Origin of the sequence: Halobacillus dabanensis (assembly GCF_900114165.1) — a bacterium.
GTDB lineage: Bacteria > Bacillota > Bacilli > Bacillales > Halobacillaceae > Halobacillus > Halobacillus dabanensis.
Window position 1 is genome coordinate 183,759 of record NZ_FOSB01000006.1, and the last position, 20,996, is coordinate 204,754.

The window sequence follows — 20,996 nt, forward strand, 5'->3', positions numbered from 1 at the left end:
GCATTATAAGCGAACATTAACATCCATTTAAATCGAAATGTTCATATTCAAACCCTTCTATTTATTATAACGAACATCCGTGATGGAAAAGTAAGGAAAGTGGTTAGCTATAATATAGGATAAGGGTATCATTACTAGAAGATAGCACAGAAAGATTACATCAAATCCAGAAAAACCTAACCGATAAAAATACGTCCGGTTTACAGGGTGAGAAAAACGCTTGGCTTCCATGGCCACTGCAATCCGGTAGGCTCTTCTGATACTTTGGGAAAGAAGGGGAATGGAATAAGATTTTAGTTTGTTATAAAATCCTTTCACTCCTTTTTCTTCGTGAACACCGCGTACTTTCAGGGCATAGTGCAATGTTTGCATCTCTTCAATCATCAATGGAATCAACCGAATGGCAGCCATAAAGCTATAGGCATATTTCGGTTTCAGTTTCAATTGTTGCATTAAGGAATAAAAGAGGAACACAGGCCTGGTAGTCAGGGCGAAAACAATTCCTAATACGGCAAAGATAATTCCGCGAAAGCCTAAATGTAATCCCCGGAAGAAACTCTCTTCGGTAATATGGACCAGTCCCCACTCGGCCCATGTGATCTCCCCTTTTCCAAAGAATATCATCGATGTGGACGAGGTAAGGAAAATTAAGAGAAACGGAATAGAAATCACCAATAGACGCTTCCATGGGTGACCGGTAAAGAACAAGTAGAGTATAAGCATTCCTATCATATAATTGATAAGAATATTAGTATTATGAATGATCAATAGATGAATGAATAAGAGAACCATAAGGAGTAATTTCAAGCTCGGATTAATTTTATGGAGCCATGTTTCCTTATAAGAAAAGTCCATTGGCATCACTTCTCTCCCCTATGAGATAACTGCTCGTTGTAATGTTTCTATATAGTTTGAAGCAGAAGATTCTTTGACGAGTTTCCCGTTGTCCATCTCCCAGACTTTCGTTGCAAAGTATTTCACTATATTCAAGTCATGGGTCACCATGATAATAGTGGTCCCTTGAGCCCTCAACTGTTCTAACTGTTCTAAAATTGCAAATGTGTTTTTTGCATCTTGGCCGAAGGTAGGTTCATCCAAAAAGATAATTGGCTGTTCTTTCACTATCGAAGCAGCGACACTCAACCTTCGCTTTTGCCCCATGGATAACTGATAAGGGTGTGTTTGTTTATGCTCCTCCAAATGATAAATCTTCAGCATCTGATTGACGCGTTGTGAAATAGTCTCCTGCTCCCATTTTGTTAAATGAAGGCTGAAGGCAATTTCCTCATAGACAGAATTCGTAACAAATTGAAACTCAGGGTTTTGAAAGACAAAACTCACATATTCAGCCAAATGTTTGATCCGTTTATGATTTTGTTCAAGAATGTAATAAGTGCCGCTGGTTTTTATCAAATTCATCATGGCGAGCAGCAGAGTACTTTTCCCTGCCCCGTTTTTGCCGACCACCGTGATCCATTCCCCAGGATGAGCACAAGCCTCCTCCACATGGAGGGCTGGGATTTTTCCTCTGAAAGCTGAAAAATCGGATAAATGAACAGCCGTTTTTTCATTAGCTGTATTTATTGGTGTTGGAATATGCCAGTCCTTCTCCTGCACGTAGTCCTCCCAAACGCGGGGATACCAAATCCCCTGTTCGATAAGCATGTGGTAATGTTGATCGAACACCTTCTGTTTTGGCCCGTCTGCAATGATCCTCCCATTTTCATCGAGAAGGATGACACGATCGACAAAATCGACCACCTGCTCAATTTTATGTTCGACGATTATTACAGTCTTCTCTTCTCCTACGTTCTTGATCGTCTCCCAAACAAGCTTAGTACCTTCCGGATCCAGCATGGCTGTCGGCTCATCTAAACACAGCATCTCGGGTTCCAGAGCAAGCACAGAGGCAATAGCCAGCCGCTGCTTCATCCCACCGGATAACCTCTGGATTTTCGTATGGTTATCAGCAAAATCCAATCCAACTTGCTGGAGATAATAGTCAATAAAATGATCCATTTTTTCCCGGGGAATTTGAAGGTTCTCTAATACAAATGCGATCTCCTCATCTACATAGGGCATACAAAACTGGGAATCGGGATCTTGAAATAAAAATCCCCACGATTCTGGAATGATTAGTGCGTCTGCTTTCATTGGGACTTCCACCGCATTGGGAATCAGTCCAGTCAATACTTGTAAAAGTGTCGATTTACCAGACCCGGATGGTCCAAGTATCAAAACCTTCTCTCCCTTATCAATAGAAAGGGAGAAATCCTCGAACAACAAAGAATCCATTCCGGAAAACTTTAAACGCATGTTTGTCAAACTAGCGATTGTTGTCATACTGAGCCCCCTCTGCTAGCCTAAAGCCTGGTAATCTTCTTTAGTAGCTGGCCGTACAAGGCTGGTTACCCCTGTCTTTTCTAATGATTGAACAAGGAGATGAGCGAAAATACCAGAAATCAGAACCGCTCCCGCTATTCTTGTTCCAAATAAAATCAGCAAATTCCAAAGGGCCAAGTCCCCGATGTAACCGTAATAATAATCAATGCCGATAGAAGCGAACGCAGCTGCAACGCCTGCTAAAGATGCAATCAACATATCATAGCGCTTATACCGGAACGCAGCGAAAATTAATTCAGCGGCAAGTCCCTGCCCAAGACCGAAGATAAGAGTAGCCACTCCCCATTCTCCTCCAAAAATAAATTCCCCCTGGGCAGCAGCAACCTCTGCCAACAGAGCTACTCCAGGTTTTCGTATGACCAAATAGGCAACTACCGCCGCTATGAACCACATGCCATAAATCAGCTGCTCCAGATGAAGCCCCAATGTAGCAACTACTCCATATAGCGGTCCCCACAATTTATAAATAACCCCAAATATCAGAGCGATGATGATCGTTACTAAAATATCTGTCAATTTCAACCCTTTTTCCATGTTTCCATCTCCCTTGTTAGTGAATGTAAGTAAATTAGGTTCATTTTTACCAATTGTTTCAACTGTTCAGTAGACCCGAATCCTCCAGCCACATTTTCTTGTGGTAAGCCATGTCCCAGAATAAATATTCTAGTTTACTCGTATGAAGGAAGATTTCTTCTAAATGGGCTTTTTCTCGTTCTGGTTTATCATCCGCAAGTTCGTTCATCAATTTTTTTCATAGATTCCGCAAGCTCCGTAAATTCGTCCGAAGCGTACATCTTTATCCAATCACCATAAAATTCATGGTCACTTGCCCCCTCATTTTCGTTAAGCGTCTTTCCGATAACATTGTAGCTCCACGTACATGCAAGCACGCATACCGCCACCTCAGCCTCTGACCCCTGATGGGCCTTGTTCAGCATATAGCTCGTATAAGCTAAAAGTGTAGAGGAAGGTGTGGTGTTTTCTAATTCTTGCTTGCTGATTCCAAGTTTCCCAGCATAGTTTCGATGCAGGTCCATCTCTTCGTTCAGAGTAGAATGCAGTAAATCAGCAAACATGGTCATGGTATCTAAACGTGTCGCTTTCACGCTTCCTAACGCAAACACCCGGCAATAATCGATTAAATATAAGTAATCCTGCTCCATGAAGAACTTGAATTTTTCAAGCTCTAAACTTCCATCCCCAATGCCCTTTACGAAGGGGTGTTCGAGATAGGCATCCCATATCGGTTTAACATGGTTATAAAGACGATCGGTAAACATCAATCTCATCCTTTCACTCCGAATATTGAAACCAGTCATATAAAAAAGTAACCATTGTTTTGGTGAACCGTAGAAGCTGATCCCGGTCCAGCGACTCATTAACAGCATGTGCCTGATCTAGTGTGCCCGGGCCATACAGGACAGTAGGGATGCCGGCCTCCGCTAACCATCCCCCATCTGTAACAGTAGGAGACATAGAATAATCCACTGGAGTTCTGTGAATACGTTGATGTGCGTTGGCCAACATCTCAACCCCGGCATGCCTGGTGTCCACGGAAAATGCCGGGAATATTTCACCTTGTTGTTCTATCATGGACGTACCACCCCATGAAAATTGAGGTGGATGATCTCTTAACCAGGGATCTGCCTTTGCTGCATAATTGATGTGCGCTTCTATCTCTTTGATCACTTCTTCATAGTGTTCTTCCGGATAGTAATGGACGGTGATCCATAACGAGCAGCGATCGGCAATGAAAGCCGCATGACGGCCTCCCTCAATTACAGCAGGATTGATTGTATTGGAACCCGAAGGAAAACCAGGGCTCGATTTCGTGACTGCCCAATGCCGCTCCAACTCTTGCAACGCAGTAATTATTTTTGTCATTTTCTCTATCGCACTGGCCCCATGGACACCACCCCCAGCATGGATCATCGACCGCCTTTGGGCATCATGAAGTGTTTCTCTGCTTTCGATTGTTACCCAGCCAGTGATCACACCACCCTGCCCCTGGATATGACAGTCACTTGTATCTACTACTAACGCTAAATCAGCATGATAGCCTCTTTCACAGCAAGACTTAGTCCCTGCTTCTCCAACCTCCTCCCCAACAACGGATTGGACATAGAAGTTTCCTTTAGGTTCTACACCAGCTTCCTGCAATACCTGCAAGGCAAAAAGAACCCCAGCCATGCCTCCTTTCATATCTGCTACCCCGCGCCCGAATACTTTGTCCTTCGTTACCGTACATACGAATGGATCATAATCCCATCGCTCATTTTCCTCGATTGCTGCTACATCCAGATGACCGTTTATGATCAGACTCTTCGCCTGCTCTTGCCCCCGTTTAGTGCCTACTACCACAGGATCCCCTGGATACAGATCCCAGGACTCGGTGGAAAAGCCCAGACCTTTCAGTTTATCAGCCATGTACTCTTGAGCTTTCTCCGCATTTCTGGCAGGCGGACTCAAAGTTGGATAGGATACCAAATCGGACAATAGGGCCAAAATTTCTTCTTCTCTCTCTTCCACTTCATTCCATAACCGAACTAACTTGTCATCCATAATACTTGCTCCTTTCCCAAATAAAATAGCCCGCCCCTTCAAGAGAAGGAGCGAGCTATCACTTTTGAATATAGATATAGAAAGAAAGATTCCACCCGCTTCACTTCCCTCCGCTAGTATGATCTAGATCAGGTTATAAGGGTCAAAGCTTCCAGCTTCTCTCAGCCAATTCATGGCTCCCCCAGTGAAGTATTCTTATTAATTTGTAATATGGGTATGGACCTTAGTGAACGGCAATAAATACTGCAGTCTCCCAGCAGCATTTTCCAGGCATAAAAAATGCCACTTCCCAGAAAAGAAAAGTGGCATGTCCCATTATACATACTAGCAAGATGAAATAGATGGTTATATTTCATCTGCGCACTTTCACTTTCCTCTGCTGGTTGTTCAGCCAGGACAGGTTCAAAGAGTTCCAAAGTTATACTTTGATCTCAGCCTTAAAAGAAAGGCTCCCCTAGTGAATTCACTATTAATTTTTGTGATGATTTAATTTATACCATACATTATATTCATTTATTCGTCTATACTTGTCCGACTTTTTCCCATGTTTCTATATAGAAATGATACAAAACCATTTTAGTTAGAGGACAAATCTCTCCTTTAAAACAACTCCCCTGTCAAATAGAATCAGAGAATGGAACTCTCTTACAGAGGGGGATGTTGTCTTGGGCATGGTTATTTCCGACATCGTGTACATGAGCAAAGTAGTTGTACCTCTTAAAACAATACAAGTATAATGTTGAATTAGTTGATTCAAAGGAGGACGACTGCATGACTTCCACAAGCCCCAATAAAGTTTTAATGGCTGCCCTATTACTTGCCGGGTCATTTATCACCATATTGAACCAAACACTTATGATCACAGCGATTCCTCCAATCATGGATGAAATGAATGTGACCGCTAACTCTGCTCAATGGTTGACGACGGTTTTCATGCTAGTGAACGGGGTGATGATCCCTGTAAGTGCTTTTTTAATTGAACGTTTTACAACAAGACAACTTTTCATCGCCGCTATGAGCATTTTTTCGGTCGGAACAGTCCTTGGAGGTTTAGCGGTAAACTTCCCGCTCCTTCTTTTAGGACGAGTCGTCCAATCAGCCGGTGCAGGTGTGATGCTTCCATTAATGCAGACGGTTTTTCTGATGATTTTCCCTGTCCATAAACGAGGGACAGCGATGGGATACATCGGTCTTGTCATCTCATTCGCCCCTGCCATCGGGCCAGCACTTTCCGGTTATATCACTTCAGCATTCACCTGGAGATACTTGTTTTGGATGATTCTTCCTCTAGCTTTACTGATCATAGTCCTTGCTTCCTTTATCTTAAGAAATGTGACCGAGCTTTCTTATCCGAAGGTAGATCCGATATCCATCATACTTTCCTCCATCGGTTTTGGTGGGCTTTTATATGGATTCACCCTTGCCGGAAACCAGGGATGGACAAGCATTGATACGGTAACCGTCCTTATCATCGGTGCTATTACATTGACGCTATTCATTTTACGCCAATTACGCATGCACCATCCGATGCTCGAGTTCCGTGTTTTCAAGTATCCTGTGTTTGCTATTACGACCGTCATCGCGATGATCACCTTTTTAGGTCTGATCGGCGCTGAGACTCTTATTCCGCTTTATATGCAGGACATGCGGGACTTCTCGGCATTCGAATCAGGACTCGCCCTTTTACCAGGAGCTGTCATTACCGCATTCATGTCGCCCATTACCGGCCGTATTTTTGATAAAATCGGCGCCAAACTGCTTGCCATAGTCGGACTTACCATCATCACAGGAGCATCTCTCGCGTTTTCCTTTTTGAATATCGAGACGACGTTCACGACGATCACCGTCCTTTACTCGATTCGGATGTTCGGATTATCGATGGTGATGATGCCTGTTACGACTGCAGGTTTAAATCAGCTTCCTAAAAAGTTGATTCCGCACGGTGCAGCGATGAGTAACACGATGCGGATGGTAGCAGCTTCCGTCGGTACGGCGATACTTGTCACGATCATGACAACGACAGCCCAATCTGCACAGAACAACCCGGCCGTCGATCATCCTGCGATTCATGGAACAAATATCGCCTTCTTCGTTGTTACAGCTCTTTCTCTTGTGGGCGTTGTACTCGCTTTATTCGTCAAGAGGACATATCCACCTGATGAAGAACCGGAAGTAAATGCCCAGACTAGTGAAAACGTCCAGGAAGCAGAACAATATTAACATTTTAAAATGGTAAAGTCTGCTTGTTCACCATCTATACATCCAAATCAAGAATCGGTTGATGAAAAAAAGCTTCCCGCGGGAAGCTTTTTTTATAGGAATAAATGATCAGGTTTATAAGCATCTAAGGAAACTTGAAGTTGTTCTCCAGCAGCGAACTTAGCAAGCTGTGAACCCAAATAAGGGCCACTTGTTAGACCAGAAGCACCAAGACCATTAGCGATCAGTATATGATCAAAACCCGGGACCCTCCCGATGACAGGTAAAGAACCAGGTGTGAAAGGACGGAAACCAACGTTCGTCCCGACATACATCGCTTCCGCAAGCCCAGGTGCGACTCGGAGTGCTTTATCCATCAGAGTATGCACAGATCCGATGGTGACCCGCGAGTCAAAGTTGTCTGGTTTTTCCTTTGTTGCACCGACAACAATCCTCCCACCTTCAAAACCGAGCATGTAATGATTAAAAGGGGGCAGCATAACAGGCCACTTGCCGGTATCATACTCCGGCATTTGCAAATGTATGATCTGCGCTTTTTCAAACGTTACATTAGAACCGATTCCAAGAGACTGGAACAATTCATTCGTCCAGGCGCCGTTCGTAACAATCAGTTGCTCTCCGTAGATGGTCTCCCCGTTCACTCGCACCCCTTCTACTTCCCCATGATGGAAAAGAAAAGAAGCATCCCCCTTGATATATTGCGCCCCTTGTTTTTGCGCTGCTCGCAACAAAGACTCAGTGACAGCTCCCCCGTTCACTCTGGCTGCCCCTCTGATGTGGACAGCGCCGTAATGGTCTGCGACTGGAGGGAATAGTTTTTTCGTTTCTTCTGCAGACAGCTTTGTGATTTCGCCCATCTCCGGCGCTTCCATTTTTCGTTTATGAGCGACTTCCATTTTGCGATCCAATTTTTCTTCTGTATCGAATATATTGATCGCACCGACTTGACTATATCCTGTCTTCGTTTCCCCTTCCTGTTCAAGTTCGCTTACTAGTTCAGGATAAAAGCGAGCTCCTGCAATCACAAGTTCGTACCATGATTGGTTACTACGGTTCGTCAGCCATGGACAAACAATTCCTGCAGCATTTCTTGTCGCTTGACCTCGTTCTCCCCTGTCAATAACCGTAACGTCTTCTCCTTTTTTGGCAAGATGGTAAGCCGTGGAAGCCCCTAAAATCCCTGCTCCGATAATAATATGCTTCATTTGTATACACCTTCATTGATGAGACTTTAAACAGTAGCTATTTTACAAGATTTATAAGACCAGGTACAAGAAAAACTAACATAACCCCCTCCTTAATGTCGGTACACAACTGGATACTATTGACTTATTTAAATAAACCATGACTCCAAAATTTCAGCATTTGGCTCGGTTACGAAAATGAATCTTAATCCATACAATAAAGAAAAAGAGAGTGTCCACCATCTAAAGGAGTGATGATCAATGGATAACCTTTTTAACAGGAAAATCTCAAAAAAAGACCTGGAAGACTTTGAAATGATCGGTGACGGAAAAGACGGAGAAATCTACAAGGTAGCAGATGATAAAGTGTTGAAGTACTTCTTCAAGGAAGAAACGCATCAACGGGAATTAGAAGCGATGAAGATAGGGCAAACTTCTGACATAATGCCTCGTCTTTATGAATTCGGGGACAATTACATTGTCATGGAGTTTGTTCAAGGAATATCCCTCGCCCGCCATATGAAACGGCACGGCTATATTGATGAAGAAATGACGGAAAAAATCTTATTCGTTTTAGAAGAATTTAAGCGTTTAGGCTTTACGCGATGGGACACGGAAATTCGACACATGTTAATGGATGAAAATGGCGAATTCAAAGTGATTGATCACAAACGAGCGTTCACATCCAAATCCCCTGTTCCAACGAAGCTGTTAAAAGGAATGAAAAAATTCGGATTAACAGGCGAGTTTTTGGAAAATGTAAAGAACTTGAATCCTGAGCTCTATGATGCCTGGAAGAAACACAAGTAGTTCCATACCGAATGAAGTTCTCCTCTAATATATCATAGAAACGAAAACATTCTTTCCTCCGAATCAAGGAAAGAATGTTTATTTAAATACTTTTGGACATGCATATGGAATCAAAAAAAGATAGTACTCCGAACAAGCACTATCCCTGAAAGCATTCGTATAAAAAAAGCTGATTAGACTTTTTTCACCGTGATCCTATCCAAGTGAGTGAATAAAACATCGCCATTATCATTCGACCATATTAAATAATGATCTTCCGTTTTTATAAATGTTCCGTCACAGTCTATTTTTTCAGCTCCAGAAAGAACCTCTATTTTATCACCAAGTTTAAGAACTGAATTGAGTTGATTGGAAAATCCCATAATGCCTCCTCCTCTCCTTGTTTTCATACTGCAGTCCTATATTCATATTAAAAGATTACGAAAATCGATAGGGCTATTACCTAGTATTCTTCCAAAAAAATGACTGGATAGTTTCCAGTCATTTTTTCGGTTGAAAATAATAGCAACTAAACTTTACGAACAGTTACATTATTTAAGTTAGACGTGTTCATATGGCCATCGTCATCGGTCCATACAATGAAATTATCGCTCGCATAAACATAGGAACCCTCTTCGATTTCTTCGTCACCAGATAGGACCTCTATTTTATCTCCTAGAGACAAAATTCTGTTAAGAAAATCTGCCATATTACCATCATTGAACAAATTAGACATTATGTTTCCCCCTTTCGTGTATACTTTATTTTTATGCTTAACCGTTAAATGCGTAAAGGCAGATAACTAAAAACTATATTTAATTTTCAAGCGTTGATTTTACAGATTGATTATTTCTTACCATTTTGAAAGTCAGTTGATCGATGAATGACCCAAGTCTTCTTCTGATGATGTTTCCTCCATAATGGATAGAGTTTCGTCAGACTCTTGCCCTGCTACAGTGTCATCACCTATTAAAGTAGAATCAAAGTGATTCTCAGTTGTTTGGATGTTCCGTTCATCCTTCAGCAAATCTTGGAAGTCACTATCGTATTCAATCACTTTCTCCTCAATATCTTGGTCTGGTTCTTCCTCTACCGTTTGGACTTCATCCGGTTCTGATAGCACTGTGAGCTCCGCCTCTGAATCGGAAGAGGAATCTTCCATATATAAATGATTATTTCCTTCTTTTTCATCAAGTGGACCTTGGACGGAGTCACCTCCATCAATTTCAGGGGAATCCAGAATTTCTGTTGTCAGATTCTCTTTTTCATTTGTTTCATTATCCTGGTCTAATTGTTCAAGTATCAGAGGATCCTGGGAACCTTCCTCAAGCTTTACGAAGTTCAGCAGTTCTCCATTAACGCCGGACTTCCCATCCTTTTTTCGTGAACCTTTTTCACGCTTTTCCGCTTTGTTTTTTTTCTTTTTATCGTTATGATCATCACTTTTATGGTTAAAATTTCTGCTTTTATTATTGTGTTTCTGTTTTTTCTTTTTCCTGGTGCCCATTTTCCTTACACTGATCGGACCGCATAGATCTGTGATATTGGTGTTCCCATCATAATCCGCCCAAATGAGAATACTGTTGAAAACTGCCACAAATGTTCCCCCGCTGCCGATCCTTTCATCCTCGAAAAACACTTCAAGATGATCTCCGATCTGGAACATTGTCTTCAACACCCCTTCAACGGATTTACACGGAAGACTGTCACAATCCTGATTACAACAACGCTCTTCACGATTGGACTTGCAGCTCTCAACGGCATTAAAAAAATCTGGTTTTTCTTTATTTCCCTGCTCACCAGTTTTTCCAAAATATCTCCTGATGAAATCATCAAACCCTTCTTCCATAGATATTCCACTCCTTTACATTTTGTCTACAATTCATAATCAATATATGTATGTAAAAAAAGATTGTATAGCCTATTTTTATGGCATCATCCCAATTTCCGCTCACTCTAACCGGGCTTTTGAATAGGTTAAGAATAGATACAGAGACTGGGATGAAGCACATGCCAATGTATTATTTTTCTCGTTAACACATATGGGCAAGGGTCTTTTTTCTTTTATTTGGTTGCCTTTATGGTCCCTTGCCATAAGCCATCCGCTGATCGGGCATATTTCAAAAACATTTTGACAACCGAAGAGAAACACAGCATAGTACTTCCCCCGCTTTCTTAGCCAGGGGATCATAAAAGAAGCAGGAAATATCCGTACAGCCTGAGAGGCCAATCGATTTAATTTTCATAAGGGACTTCTCTGAAAAGAAGCTAGTGGATATTTGCCTAGAATATTAGAAGGAGTGTATATGGATGAAGAAAAACACGAGACATGGAAATGGTTATGCACATAACCCTAAGCATTCATACGATGAAACCGGGGCAAATACAGCAAAAACGGATTGCAAATCGAATAAAAACAAACACATCATAAAAGACGAAGTTAAAACGACAAAAGGTCATGATTTCGATATCTTACCAAAAAACTCCCCAACTAAAGAATCGAACGTACAACCATATCACCAGATAACGAATAAACAGATTTGTACAGTTCCCACTTCTACTCATAACGAGGAAAAAGACGGCTCCGCTCGCACGATTTTGAATAAATATTTCACACTTGGTGACAAAATCCACGTATATGGGGGGAGCAGACTACTCGATCAGAAAGGAACATTTTTAACTGCCGGACCTGATTATTTCCTATGGGTGGATGGGGATGGATATGTACGGTTACAAGTCCTCAGTGGTGGAATCAGTATTGGCAAAAGAGGAAAGAAAAACTAGGAAACAGACATTAGCCCTGTGCTAGTGTCTGTTTCGAAAATATAGAGGGTTACATACAGTAATGTAATTAAAATAAAAATGGAGTGAGGGGAATGAAAGAAACTGTATTGGTCATAGCAGCACATCCAGACGATGAACTACTAGGGTCAGCTGGTACGCTAAAAAGGTTAGTGGATCAAGGAAATAAAGTCGTATCGATCATTACAGCAAACGGAAGAAAAGAAGAGGCCCATCATATTCAACAGCTTTCCCGAAAAGCAAACAAAGAGATCGGGATAAAAGAAGTAATTTTTCTAGAGCATCCTAACCTGGAATTAGAAATGATACCTCTCCATATCTTTACGAAGGAAATCGAAAAACTAATAGATATCTATCAACCTACCAAAATTTTCACCCATCATTACGGGGATTTGAATATAGACCACCAAGTGACGTTCCAAGCAGTCTTAACAGCAGTTCGTCCTCTACCGAATAAACAACCGATAGAATTGATCACATTTGAAACTGTTTCCTCAAGTGAATGGAATACAGAGACGAATGATAAGCAATTTAAACCAAATTATTATGTGGACATTTCATCGGTGATGGATCAAAAAATTGAATCCTTAAAGCATTATGAAGTAGAAATGCGCGATTTTCCGCATCCGCGTTCCTATGATGGAGTCAAACATTTGGCAAGTGTCCGAGGAATGACGGTCGGGGTACCGTATGCAGAAGCATTTGAAGTTATAAGGAGGGTCTGGAAATGAAGGAACTATTTTTCCCTTATCCATACCTTGTTACTGCCCTCGATAAATATTATGGGGTAAAGTCAAAGCCTATGAGGGCAAAAATAAAAGATAAGGATAAAGATTCTAAGCGGAAAAAAGACCGCAAAAAGAAATCAAAAACTAAAAAGAAAAAAGGTAAGTCTGAGAGTAAGAAATTATCCATTCTGATAGCGACTTTTTGGGATTATCCCCATACGGGAGGACTTTCCAATTACATTACTACTCTAAAAGAGGGATTGAAGTCTTTAGGTCACAAAGTGGATGTCATATCTCCGAATCAGTTTTCAGCAACGAAAGTAAAAGAGCTGCGGGAGATGATCGTCCCGGAATTAAAGACTTTTTTTGAGCAGCGATACGGCTCCTACACAAGCAAAATCATACAAAACAGTCGATTGCTATACATCTATGAACAGATGATGAAATCTGTAAAACTGGAAAAATACGATATACTTCATGCCCAGGATTTATTCACTGCCAATATATTAGGGAGATTCAATGAAGATTTAGGTAAACCTCTTCTATTCACCCCCCACGGCATGTTCACCTTCAGCAGAGTCAAATTCAACCGAATTGAAAAAGGATCAGCAGAAGAAGTGTATTACAAAGAAGTTGAGAAAAAAGCGATTGAATATGCGACTCATATGGTGATTTTAAGTGATTCTTTCCGTGATCCTTTGAGTTCCCTTGGAGCTAAATCTGCGAATTTGACGACGGTTAATACCGGGATTGACTTTAAAACAAATGAGCGAGGCAGCACTAGTGGAAAAATAGTGATTTCATGCATAGCAAGACTTGGACCTAGAAAAGGACATACAGATTTATTTCATGCCCTTTCCAAATTGAAGGGAATAAGTAATCAGGTCGAGGTGCAAATCGTCGGAGACGGGGAAATGCGTGAAGCACTTGAAAATCAAGTCAAATCGTTGAATCTATCAAACGTACGGTTCTTAGGGAAACGCGATGACGTTCCTGCCATATTGAGTAAAACAGATATATTTGTTCTACCAACCCTCAATGACAACCTGCCCATTTCCATTATTGAAGCCATGCATAGCGGTACAGCCGTCCTGACTACCAATTGTGGCGGTATTAAGGAAATAATCCACCATAATGAAAACGGTATCATCGTTGAACCAGGCAATGTCAGTCAATTAGCAACCCAACTCAAACACTTGATCGGTAATGAAGCATTGCGAAAGAAACTAGGGGCCAATGCGTCCCAATATGCCAAAACACATCTCACTCAGGAAGCCATGGTCGGTAAGATTGAAGGGATTTATAAAAATCTGATAGCTGCAGGTTGGGAATGATGTCTTCCCATCCAGCTGTCGTCCTTGATCTAAGCGCTAATGGAGTTGGCATCATTCATGCCCTTTCCCGAAAAGGAATTGATGTATATGCCTTTGATACAGAAGGTCCCTATTCAAAAGGTAAATCAAGACTTGCAACATGTGGGATATGTCCAAGCCCCTTGAACGAAGAAGAAGAGCTGCTTTCCTTTTTAAAAAAGATAGCAATGGAACATGATCAAAAGCCTGTCCTCTACGCAGGCGCAGATGATTATGTTGTCTTCATCTCGAAATACAGGAGCGTATTATCCCAGTATTACCTGTTTTTATACCCTGATCATTCTTTAATCATGGATTTATTAGATAAAAAGAAAACCTATGAATTAGCATTGAAATATAATATCCCTACCGCAAAAACCTTTTTTGTTGAAAATGAAGAACAGCTCGATGAGGCGATTACTCAATTAGAATTTCCATGTATTCTAAAGCCTGTATACGGCCATGAATTCAGAAAACATGTAAATAAGAAAGCCATTCATATTCAAAATCCGATTCAGTTAAAGGAAATCTATCCGATTTATCGTAAATTCGGTGAGCTTATTATCCAGGAGATCATACCCGGAGATAACCAATGTTTCTATAAAGTGGCCACATTCTTCGATGAGGATTTGGAATTACTTGCTCTTTTCACTCTTCAAAAAAATCATCAATTCCCAGCACAATTCGGAACGGGAGCCCATATCGTAAGCAAACGAATACCTGACCTGGTCGATGCCGGGGTTCCACTCTTGAAAGAACTGGCACTAAAAGGTGTAAGTATGATCGAATATAAAAAAGATCCAAGGGACGGACAGTATAAACTCATTGAAATCAATCCCAGATTTTGGCTGACCCACAGCTTGACCGGCCATTCCGGCGTTGATTTTGCCCATCAATATTACCTGTATCTTACAGGGCAGCGCCCGTCACCAAAAATAAACCAGACAGACGGGGTTCAATGGATTTACCTTGTACGTTACTTCCTCACCTATCTTGAAAAAAGAAAAAAGGGAGAAATGACTTTAAAAGACTTCTTTCATGGTTTAAGAGGAAAAAAAGTATTCGCTCTTTTTGCCCTGGATGACCCTATGCCATTTATCAGAAGTACCACGTCCCATCTGTGGAATGCGTGGAAAAGAAAACGAAGGAGTGATTGAGAATGTATACACCTAAAGAACTGAATGCTATGTTCCATAAACATGGAATCGAAGAAAAACTCTCCACATCCCTCGGGAATAAAGTGACCATTCAGGCTTCCTCCATCCAAAACCTAAAGTCAACGAAGAGAAGCAGCATTTATCAGCTTCAGCTAAAAACACAAACAAACAGCTTCCCTATCATTTTTAAAATCTATCATTCCTCCAAATACAAAAATGAAGTCGAGATCAATATCTACAGTAAAGCCTACCCTTTATTAAAGGAGTTCCTTCCTGAAATCTACCTGATGGAGAAACAAGGAAGTGAAACTTGGGTGTTCATGGAGTATGTCCGTCAAATTCGTGGGCAGCTGACTTTTACTCCAAAGCATTTTGATTATATTATCCCAACCCTTGCTAAACTACACGCCCACACCTATGAAGAAAAATCCAAGAAAGAAATAAGCAATTTCAAAAATTGGGTTCCCATTTACAACTCGGTAAAAATGAAAAAAGATCGGGAAAAATTCATTTCTAAAACAATGACATTTCTGGACGATGTCAAGAAGGATAAACAATGGAAGGACATCATCAAGCCACATTACAAGTCATTAAATAAATTATACAGTGACGGTCCTGACTTCTTTCCGGAACTATCAGCCAGCGGAAATTCTATTACTCACGGAGATCTGCACATGCAGAATATCTGTTCTAAAGATGTCAGCAAAAATGAACCCTGGGCGATTCAATTCATCGATTGGGAGTCTGCCAAATTTGCTCCTACATGGTTTGACATGATCGTCCTTGTCGAAATTCTACTAGGTTTCAGGAAAGATTGGCAAAGCAATGCAGAAGAAATTCGCACCCATGCGGTCGATGTGTACACGAATGAAATGAAGAAATATGGGATCGAGTTTAAAACCAAACCCATTCATTTATACAAAATGGCATACCTTCAACGAACGCTTGAAAAGGGATTACACACTCAGCTGAGGCGTATCCTTGACAACCGTGGAGGGGAGCTCCTTCCTTACCATTTAGAAAAAATATCAACCTGGGGAAGCGAACTGGGAATCTATAAGTAGATACGAAAGGATGAGGAAACATGAGTCGAATGCCTCCTTTCAACATTCATCCCTCTCTTCTTGCCATCATGGATCAGTATTATGATGTGGAAAGAGATGATAAGGAGCCTCTCCACCTCCAACCATTCGGTCAGAAGAACAAAGGTGAACAATCAAAGCCGATGAAAATCTTATACGTAACATTTTTTCAATACCCTAATACAGGTGGATTATCCCATTACATCCATTCCATAAAAAAAGGATTTGAAAAGGCCGGTCATATTGTAGATGTCCTAGCGCCCAATCACATGCCTTCGGAACAGCTGGAGGAATGGATTCCTGAAGCGGACTCGGAAGCTCGTAAGTTCATGAAGGAACGCTACGGTGCAGTCAATGAAAAAATCGTTAAAAACCTTAGTTATCTGCATGTATTCGAATGGTTTCTGAAAGATAAAAATCTCGAGCAATATGACATCCTGCACGCTCAAGACCTATTTGCCCTCTTCATCCTTGGACATTTAAACCAAACGTACCAAAAGCCTTTACTGTTTACACCACACGGGTTCTTTACGAAGAGTCGCTTGAAATTCAACAAAATGAAGAAAGGTTCCATGGAAGAAGCCTACTTTACGGAACTTGAGAAAGTAGGAATGGAGGCAAGTACGGAAATCGTGATCATTTCAGATTCCTTTCGACCTGACCTGATCGATTTCGGTGCAGCAGATGAAAAAATGACCACCGTTCATACGGGCATCGATTTCACTCCCCTTCCTCATGAAAATCATGGAAATATTGTGCTGACGTGTGTCTCCCGTCTGTCCCCACGCAAAGGTCATAGATTTCTTTTAGAAGCATTGGCTAAGCTTCGTGAACATTTGACTAATGTAGAAGTATGGATTGTCGGAGATGGTGTCATGAAAGAAAAACTGATGGAACAGGCGAAAGAACTTGAGCTGAACAACGTAACCTTTTTTGGGAAAAGACACGATATCCCCTACATCCTTTCCATGTCAGACATCTACGTGTTAGCAACTGTGAACGACAACTTTCCCCTGTCCGTCCTGGAAGCAATGTTCTCCGGGCAAGCGGTCATCTCCACTACATGTGGCGGGATCCCGGAAATGATCCGTCACGAAGAAACAGGCATACTTTGTGAACCTGGGAATGTCGATCAACTGGCACATGCGATAAAGCGATTCTTAACGAATAAGGAAGAACGAGTCAGATTTGCTAAGGCTGCTGAATCTTACGCTCGCCAACACTTTACAAGTGAAGTGATGACGAGAAAAATAGAACAGATTTATCAAAAATATTTATGAAGAAAGGAGACTCATGTATGAGGGAAAATGAAATGATTCAGGATCAAATATGAAAATTTTAGTTACAGGGGGAGCCGGATTCATCGGCTCACAACTCGTGGATTTATTACTCGCTGAAGGCCACACCCCCATTATTCTTGACAACTTCTCTAACGGCAGGGAGGAAAACGTCCCAACTGGAGTTAAAACATATAAAAAGAACCTGTTATCCAAGAAAGTGGAAAAGATTTTCAAAAAAGAGAAACCTGAGATCGTTATCCACCTTGCTGCCCAAGTGAGTGTAGCTAAATCACTTGAAAATCCAGCAGAAGATGCGGCGGTCAATGTGTTAGGGACCGTAAAGTTGTTGGAATACAGCATTAAATATGATGTGAAAAAATTCATCTTCTCCTCTTCCAGCGCAGTGTATGGATATACAAACGAGGCTATCCATGAAGAGATTCCTACGAACCCGATCTCGTTTTATGGCACATCGAAATTAGTATCAGAAAACTATATCAAACTGTTCCATAGGCTCTATGAGCTTCCATACACCATCCTTCGTTACGCTAATGTTTATGGACCCAGGCAGCGATCGGATGGCGAAGGCGGAGTGATAAGTATTTTCATTGAACAATTATTAAGCAATGAAACACCTGTAATATTCGGAGATGGAAATCAAACCCGTGACTTTGTTTACGCAGGAGATGTAGCACGGGCAAATTTTCTTGCCATCACAAATGCAGACAATCAAACCATCAATATCGGCAGCAATACCCAAACATCCATCAACCAACTTTACACCCTGCTTTCCAATCATCTCCCCTCTTCGCACCAGCCAAGATACGAGGAGAAACGGGAAGGAGACATTTTACACAGTCAACTATCAAATGTAAAAGCTCTACAACACCTGAAATGGGAACCGCACTTTGATCTGGACGCTGGTTTAGGCACTACTATTGAATATTTCAAAAATAAAAAGGAAGAATGATTTTTTATAAAGCCCTCAGAGACCAAAGGAAAAGAGTTTGGGAAATCCCGAACTCTTTTTCGGTTTTCTATTGAAGGAACGAACCACTCTTTTCTGCCAGGCTTGGTGAGATATCCGCTAGTTCTGGAAAGTTATCCGCGACTTTTATCCATATATCCGCGGCTTCCTCCCGTATATCCGCGACTTCCTCCCGTATATCCGTGACTTCCTTCCGTATATCCGCGACTTCCTCCGTATATCCGCGACTTCCTCCGTATATCCGCGACTTCCTCCGTATATCCGCCAGCCATTACTTTAGCTAGTCCATGATTTGAAATCTCGAAATATGTTAATCTATTCTTGTAAGTAAAGGAGGCTTCATTGTGAACGAACAAATGAAAACAGGGATTGCCCTCATCGGCAGCTTCCTTCTATTAATGGTTGGTGTATTCAGGATATTCACTGGAGAACTGGAAGATGTTCCTCTATTTGTCGCTTACATACTCACCATTTCAGGTCTAGTCGGCATGATTACGAACGGATGGAAATGGAAGCAGCAGAAAGATTAGGATCCGACATAACTGGGATTCGTTGCCGTATAAAGAGGCAGGGTGGTGGGGAAGCGATTCGTCTAGCTCTATCTTCCAGACACTCGCGTCATAAGCAGAACACCAAAGGAATGAAAAAGCACATTCCGTTGATGTTCTGCTTGTACCAGTCGTGTCTAACAGGACGATTCCGCATTTGACCACTTTCCTGCGGTGGAACTGGCGAGCTTCCTCGGGCTTATCGCCCTGCGGGATCTCGCCTACCTCCTTCTCCCCTGAACGCGCTCCCGCGGAAAGCGAGCCATTCCCCGCATGGAGGAAGCAAGGTAAAAAAAGAACCTGCTTTGGTAGCAGGTTCAGGCCATAAGATCCGTTTTTTCTTGTTTGAACTTCTCTTTCATATACTCCACCATATGTTTATCAGAATCTACCGGATAGTAAAACGACTGCTGGTATGATTCATGACCCTTTCCTGTCACAATCACCCATTCATCCTTATCACTGTCCATGATCGCTTTTTCAATAGCTAGCGTCCGATCAGGGATAATCTGACCATCCGAATTTCCGAATTCTCTTTGAAGGTTTTCCAACGTTTCGATCATATGTTCATAGGAGGAGGTATTCAAATCGTCAAGAGTAAGAATGTAGGAATTGCTCCTTAGAGAAGAAGCCCCGATCATATCCGCCCTTTTCGTCTCATCCCGATTACCACGGAAACCGAATACATGCGTGATTTTTCGTGCTCCCTGCTGCCGGGCTGTATCTAAGATGTGTTCCACACTATCCGCCGTATGAGCATAATCGATGACAACTTTGGCTCCGTTTTCGAGCTCATATGTTTCAAAGCGTCCACGGATTCCTGGACAGGATACAAGTGATTCTGCCAGGGAACCAGAGGAAAAGCCAAGAAGACGACCAACAGCGTAAGCCTGGAGCGTATTGTAAACATTATGCGCACCTTCTATTGGTGACACAACATTCACTTTCTCTCCATGGTCATCGATGGATGCTGCAAAAGGCTCGGTGAAAATTTCGCGTATCTCCACATCACTCTCCAATGAATGGCCGACTGTCCAATGTGGAATCTGTTCGTGCGACAAGCGATCCGCAAGCTTCTGTCCCCATGAGTCATCCGTATTGATGACAGCCTTTCCTCCTGGTTTCATCATGAAAAACAACTTGGATTTAGCCGCAAAATAATCTTCCATCGTATCGTGGTAATCCAAATGGTCTTTATAAAGGTTCGTAAATACACAATAGTCAAAGGTTACTCCTTCGAGGCGGTGTTGTTCCAGTCCATGGGAAGATACTTCCATCACAACGACATCATCTCTGCTCTCCCGAAGTAGTTTCTGTAACATCGGTGCACTCGGTGTCGTCTGAATGCCAGGAATCACTTCTCCATTGACCACATAATCGATGGTTCCGAACATACTGCAAGAATAGCCATTCTCTTCACAAAGGTGTTTGATCATGTGACTGGTCGTTGTTTTTCCGTTTGTCCCTGTCACACCAATGATGATTTTATCCTCTGCAGGATGTCCATAGAAGGCGCTTGCTATTTTACCGAGGGCTCGCCTTCCATCTTCCGCCTGTAAACAAACGACATCAGGGTAATGGATATAATCTTCGGAAACAATAACCTTCGCCCCTCGATCAATCGCTTCCTTTATATATTGGTGACCATCGACACGATAGCCACGCACCGCAACAAAAACAAAGCCTTCCTCTACCTTGCGCGAATCATCCGTGACACCGGTGATTTTTTGATTTAGATCGTAGTTCTCTTCCTTCTGTTTCAAGTTCAGTATCGACATAAGCTGTTTTACTTTCATCGTCGGTGGCTCCTTTGACGTCTGTTTCTTATCGCATGCCCCATTTTAAAGGAAATCACACGTAAATAGTGGGATTGTCTTCGAGTTGTAAATGAATTTTAATAA

Annotated in this window: 19 protein-coding genes, 1 pseudogene and 2 riboswitches; of the genes and pseudogenes, 10 read left to right on the top strand and 10 right to left on the bottom strand. The window is 41.9% G+C overall.

Features of this window, described 5'->3' with window-relative positions; all coding sequences use genetic code 11:
• Positions 1-57: 57 nt before the first annotated feature.
• From BMZ58_RS12040 to BMZ58_RS12060, 5 genes and pseudogenes are all read right to left on the bottom strand, one after another.
• Positions 58-861 carry an energy-coupling factor transporter transmembrane component T family protein gene (locus BMZ58_RS12040; RefSeq protein WP_075036805.1) on the bottom strand — a complete coding sequence of 268 codons (804 nt, stop codon included), beginning with the start codon at positions 859-861 and terminating at the stop codon, positions 58-60.
• Positions 862-873: 12 nt separating this feature from the next.
• The gene (locus BMZ58_RS12045; RefSeq protein ID WP_075036806.1) at positions 874-2,343 is read right to left on the bottom strand and encodes an ABC transporter ATP-binding protein; all 1,470 of its coding nucleotides are present in this window, start codon (positions 2,341-2,343) and stop codon (positions 874-876) included.
• 15 nt (positions 2,344-2,358) lie between these two features.
• Positions 2,359-2,937 carry an ECF transporter S component gene (locus BMZ58_RS12050; protein WP_075036807.1) on the bottom strand — a complete coding sequence of 193 codons (579 nt, stop codon included), beginning with the start codon at positions 2,935-2,937 and terminating at the stop codon, positions 2,359-2,361.
• Between the two features lie 58 nt (positions 2,938-2,995).
• Positions 2,996-3,692, bottom strand: a pseudogene (tenA, locus tag BMZ58_RS12055) (thiaminase II).
• A 4-nt stretch (positions 3,693-3,696) separates the two neighbouring features.
• Entirely contained in the window at positions 3,697-4,965 is a 1,269-nt protein-coding gene (locus BMZ58_RS12060; protein WP_075036931.1) for an acetylornithine deacetylase, read from the bottom strand.
• Positions 4,966-5,053: 88 nt separating this feature from the next.
• Positions 5,054-5,158: riboswitch (TPP riboswitch) on the bottom strand.
• Between the two features lie 161 nt (positions 5,159-5,319).
• Positions 5,320-5,431, bottom strand: a riboswitch (TPP riboswitch).
• A 305-nt stretch (positions 5,432-5,736) separates the two neighbouring features.
• Here BMZ58_RS12060 and BMZ58_RS12065 point away from each other — a divergent pair.
• Entirely contained in the window at positions 5,737-7,185 is a 1,449-nt protein-coding gene (locus tag BMZ58_RS12065; RefSeq protein WP_075036808.1) for a DHA2 family efflux MFS transporter permease subunit, read from the top strand.
• Positions 7,186-7,277: 92 nt separating this feature from the next.
• Here BMZ58_RS12065 and BMZ58_RS12070 read toward each other — a convergent pair whose 3' ends face one another.
• Entirely contained in the window at positions 7,278-8,390 is a 1,113-nt protein-coding gene (locus tag BMZ58_RS12070; RefSeq protein WP_075036809.1) for an NAD(P)/FAD-dependent oxidoreductase, read from the bottom strand.
• 240 nt (positions 8,391-8,630) lie between these two features.
• On the opposite strand from BMZ58_RS12070, the gene BMZ58_RS12075 reads away from it, so the two are divergent.
• Complete coding sequence (locus BMZ58_RS12075; protein WP_075036810.1) at positions 8,631-9,179, top strand: kinase; 549 nt, start codon at positions 8,631-8,633, stop codon at positions 9,177-9,179.
• A gap of 173 nt (positions 9,180-9,352) precedes the next feature.
• Here the strand turns inward: BMZ58_RS12075 and BMZ58_RS12080 are convergent, their stop codons facing one another.
• From BMZ58_RS12080 to BMZ58_RS12090, 3 genes are all read right to left on the bottom strand, one after another.
• Positions 9,353-9,541 (bottom strand): hypothetical protein, encoded by a 189-nt coding sequence (locus BMZ58_RS12080; protein ID WP_075036811.1) that lies wholly within the window; start codon positions 9,539-9,541, stop codon positions 9,353-9,355.
• A 146-nt stretch (positions 9,542-9,687) separates the two neighbouring features.
• The gene (locus BMZ58_RS12085) at positions 9,688-9,894 is read right to left on the bottom strand and encodes a hypothetical protein (RefSeq protein WP_075036812.1); all 207 of its coding nucleotides are present in this window, start codon (positions 9,892-9,894) and stop codon (positions 9,688-9,690) included.
• Positions 9,895-10,026: 132 nt separating this feature from the next.
• A complete protein-coding gene (locus BMZ58_RS12090) occupies positions 10,027-11,007 on the bottom strand; it encodes a hypothetical protein (protein ID WP_075036813.1) in 981 nt (326 codons plus the stop codon).
• A gap of 461 nt (positions 11,008-11,468) precedes the next feature.
• Between BMZ58_RS12090 and BMZ58_RS12095 the strand changes: the two genes are divergently transcribed.
• From BMZ58_RS12095 to BMZ58_RS12135, 8 genes are all read left to right on the top strand, one after another.
• Positions 11,469-11,942: a hypothetical protein gene (locus tag BMZ58_RS12095; RefSeq protein ID WP_075036814.1), complete on the top strand. Its 474-nt coding sequence runs from the start codon at positions 11,469-11,471 to the stop codon at positions 11,940-11,942.
• Between the two features lie 92 nt (positions 11,943-12,034).
• Positions 12,035-12,691, top strand: a complete 657-nt coding sequence (locus BMZ58_RS12100) for a PIG-L deacetylase family protein (protein WP_075036815.1) — start codon at positions 12,035-12,037, stop codon at positions 12,689-12,691.
• The gene (locus BMZ58_RS12105) at positions 12,688-14,022 is read left to right on the top strand and encodes a glycosyltransferase family 4 protein (RefSeq protein ID WP_075036816.1); all 1,335 of its coding nucleotides are present in this window, start codon (positions 12,688-12,690) and stop codon (positions 14,020-14,022) included. The genes BMZ58_RS12100 and BMZ58_RS12105 overlap by 4 nt, the downstream gene beginning before the upstream one ends.
• A complete protein-coding gene (locus BMZ58_RS12110) occupies positions 14,019-15,197 on the top strand; it encodes a carboxylate--amine ligase (RefSeq protein ID WP_075036817.1) in 1,179 nt (392 codons plus the stop codon). The genes BMZ58_RS12105 and BMZ58_RS12110 overlap by 4 nt, the downstream gene beginning before the upstream one ends.
• Positions 15,198-15,199: 2 nt before the next feature.
• Positions 15,200-16,261 (top strand): protein kinase family protein, encoded by a 1,062-nt coding sequence (locus BMZ58_RS12115; protein WP_075036818.1) that lies wholly within the window; start codon positions 15,200-15,202, stop codon positions 16,259-16,261.
• Between the two features lie 20 nt (positions 16,262-16,281).
• Positions 16,282-17,559 carry a glycosyltransferase family 4 protein gene (locus BMZ58_RS12120; protein WP_244151543.1) on the top strand — a complete coding sequence of 426 codons (1,278 nt, stop codon included), beginning with the start codon at positions 16,282-16,284 and terminating at the stop codon, positions 17,557-17,559.
• A 49-nt stretch (positions 17,560-17,608) separates the two neighbouring features.
• Entirely contained in the window at positions 17,609-18,529 is a 921-nt protein-coding gene (locus tag BMZ58_RS12125; RefSeq protein WP_075036819.1) for an NAD-dependent epimerase/dehydratase family protein, read from the top strand.
• A gap of 362 nt (positions 18,530-18,891) precedes the next feature.
• The gene (locus BMZ58_RS12135) at positions 18,892-19,077 is read left to right on the top strand and encodes a hypothetical protein (RefSeq protein ID WP_075036821.1); all 186 of its coding nucleotides are present in this window, start codon (positions 18,892-18,894) and stop codon (positions 19,075-19,077) included.
• Positions 19,078-19,412: 335 nt separating this feature from the next.
• On the opposite strand, the gene BMZ58_RS12140 is transcribed toward BMZ58_RS12135, so the two are convergent.
• Positions 19,413-20,891 (bottom strand): UDP-N-acetylmuramoyl-L-alanyl-D-glutamate--2,6-diaminopimelate ligase, encoded by a 1,479-nt coding sequence (locus tag BMZ58_RS12140; RefSeq protein ID WP_075036822.1) that lies wholly within the window; start codon positions 20,889-20,891, stop codon positions 19,413-19,415.
• Between the last annotated feature and the right edge of the window lie 105 nt (positions 20,892-20,996).

Excerpts from the sequence above, each read along its gene's own strand:
- BMZ58_RS12040 (WP_075036805.1), bottom strand. The coding sequence starts at position 861 with ATGCCAATGGACTTTTCTTATAAGGAAACATGGCTCCATAAAATTAAT.
- BMZ58_RS12045 (WP_075036806.1), bottom strand. The coding sequence starts at position 2,343 with ATGACAACAATCGCTAGTTTGACAAACATGCGTTTAAAGTTTTCCGGA.
- BMZ58_RS12050 (WP_075036807.1), bottom strand. The coding sequence starts at position 2,937 with ATGGAAAAAGGGTTGAAATTGACAGATATTTTAGTAACGATCATCATC.
- BMZ58_RS12060 (WP_075036931.1), bottom strand. The coding sequence starts at position 4,965 with ATGGATGACAAGTTAGTTCGGTTATGGAATGAAGTGGAAGAGAGAGAA.
- BMZ58_RS12065 (WP_075036808.1), top strand. The coding sequence starts at position 5,737 with ATGACTTCCACAAGCCCCAATAAAGTTTTAATGGCTGCCCTATTACTT.
- BMZ58_RS12070 (WP_075036809.1), bottom strand. The coding sequence starts at position 8,390 with ATGAAGCATATTATTATCGGAGCAGGGATTTTAGGGGCTTCCACGGCT.
- BMZ58_RS12075 (WP_075036810.1), top strand. The coding sequence starts at position 8,631 with ATGGATAACCTTTTTAACAGGAAAATCTCAAAAAAAGACCTGGAAGAC.
- BMZ58_RS12080 (WP_075036811.1), bottom strand. The coding sequence starts at position 9,541 with ATGGGATTTTCCAATCAACTCAATTCAGTTCTTAAACTTGGTGATAAA.
- BMZ58_RS12085 (WP_075036812.1), bottom strand. The coding sequence starts at position 9,894 with ATGTCTAATTTGTTCAATGATGGTAATATGGCAGATTTTCTTAACAGA.
- BMZ58_RS12090 (WP_075036813.1), bottom strand. The coding sequence starts at position 11,007 with ATGGAAGAAGGGTTTGATGATTTCATCAGGAGATATTTTGGAAAAACT.
- BMZ58_RS12095 (WP_075036814.1), top strand. The coding sequence starts at position 11,469 with ATGAAGAAAAACACGAGACATGGAAATGGTTATGCACATAACCCTAAG.
- BMZ58_RS12100 (WP_075036815.1), top strand. The coding sequence starts at position 12,035 with ATGAAAGAAACTGTATTGGTCATAGCAGCACATCCAGACGATGAACTA.
- BMZ58_RS12105 (WP_075036816.1), top strand. The coding sequence starts at position 12,688 with ATGAAGGAACTATTTTTCCCTTATCCATACCTTGTTACTGCCCTCGAT.
- BMZ58_RS12110 (WP_075036817.1), top strand. The coding sequence starts at position 14,019 with ATGATGTCTTCCCATCCAGCTGTCGTCCTTGATCTAAGCGCTAATGGA.
- BMZ58_RS12115 (WP_075036818.1), top strand. The coding sequence starts at position 15,200 with ATGTATACACCTAAAGAACTGAATGCTATGTTCCATAAACATGGAATC.
- BMZ58_RS12120 (WP_244151543.1), top strand. The coding sequence starts at position 16,282 with ATGAGTCGAATGCCTCCTTTCAACATTCATCCCTCTCTTCTTGCCATC.
- BMZ58_RS12125 (WP_075036819.1), top strand. The coding sequence starts at position 17,609 with ATGAAAATTTTAGTTACAGGGGGAGCCGGATTCATCGGCTCACAACTC.
- BMZ58_RS12140 (WP_075036822.1), bottom strand. The coding sequence starts at position 20,891 with ATGAAAGTAAAACAGCTTATGTCGATACTGAACTTGAAACAGAAGGAA.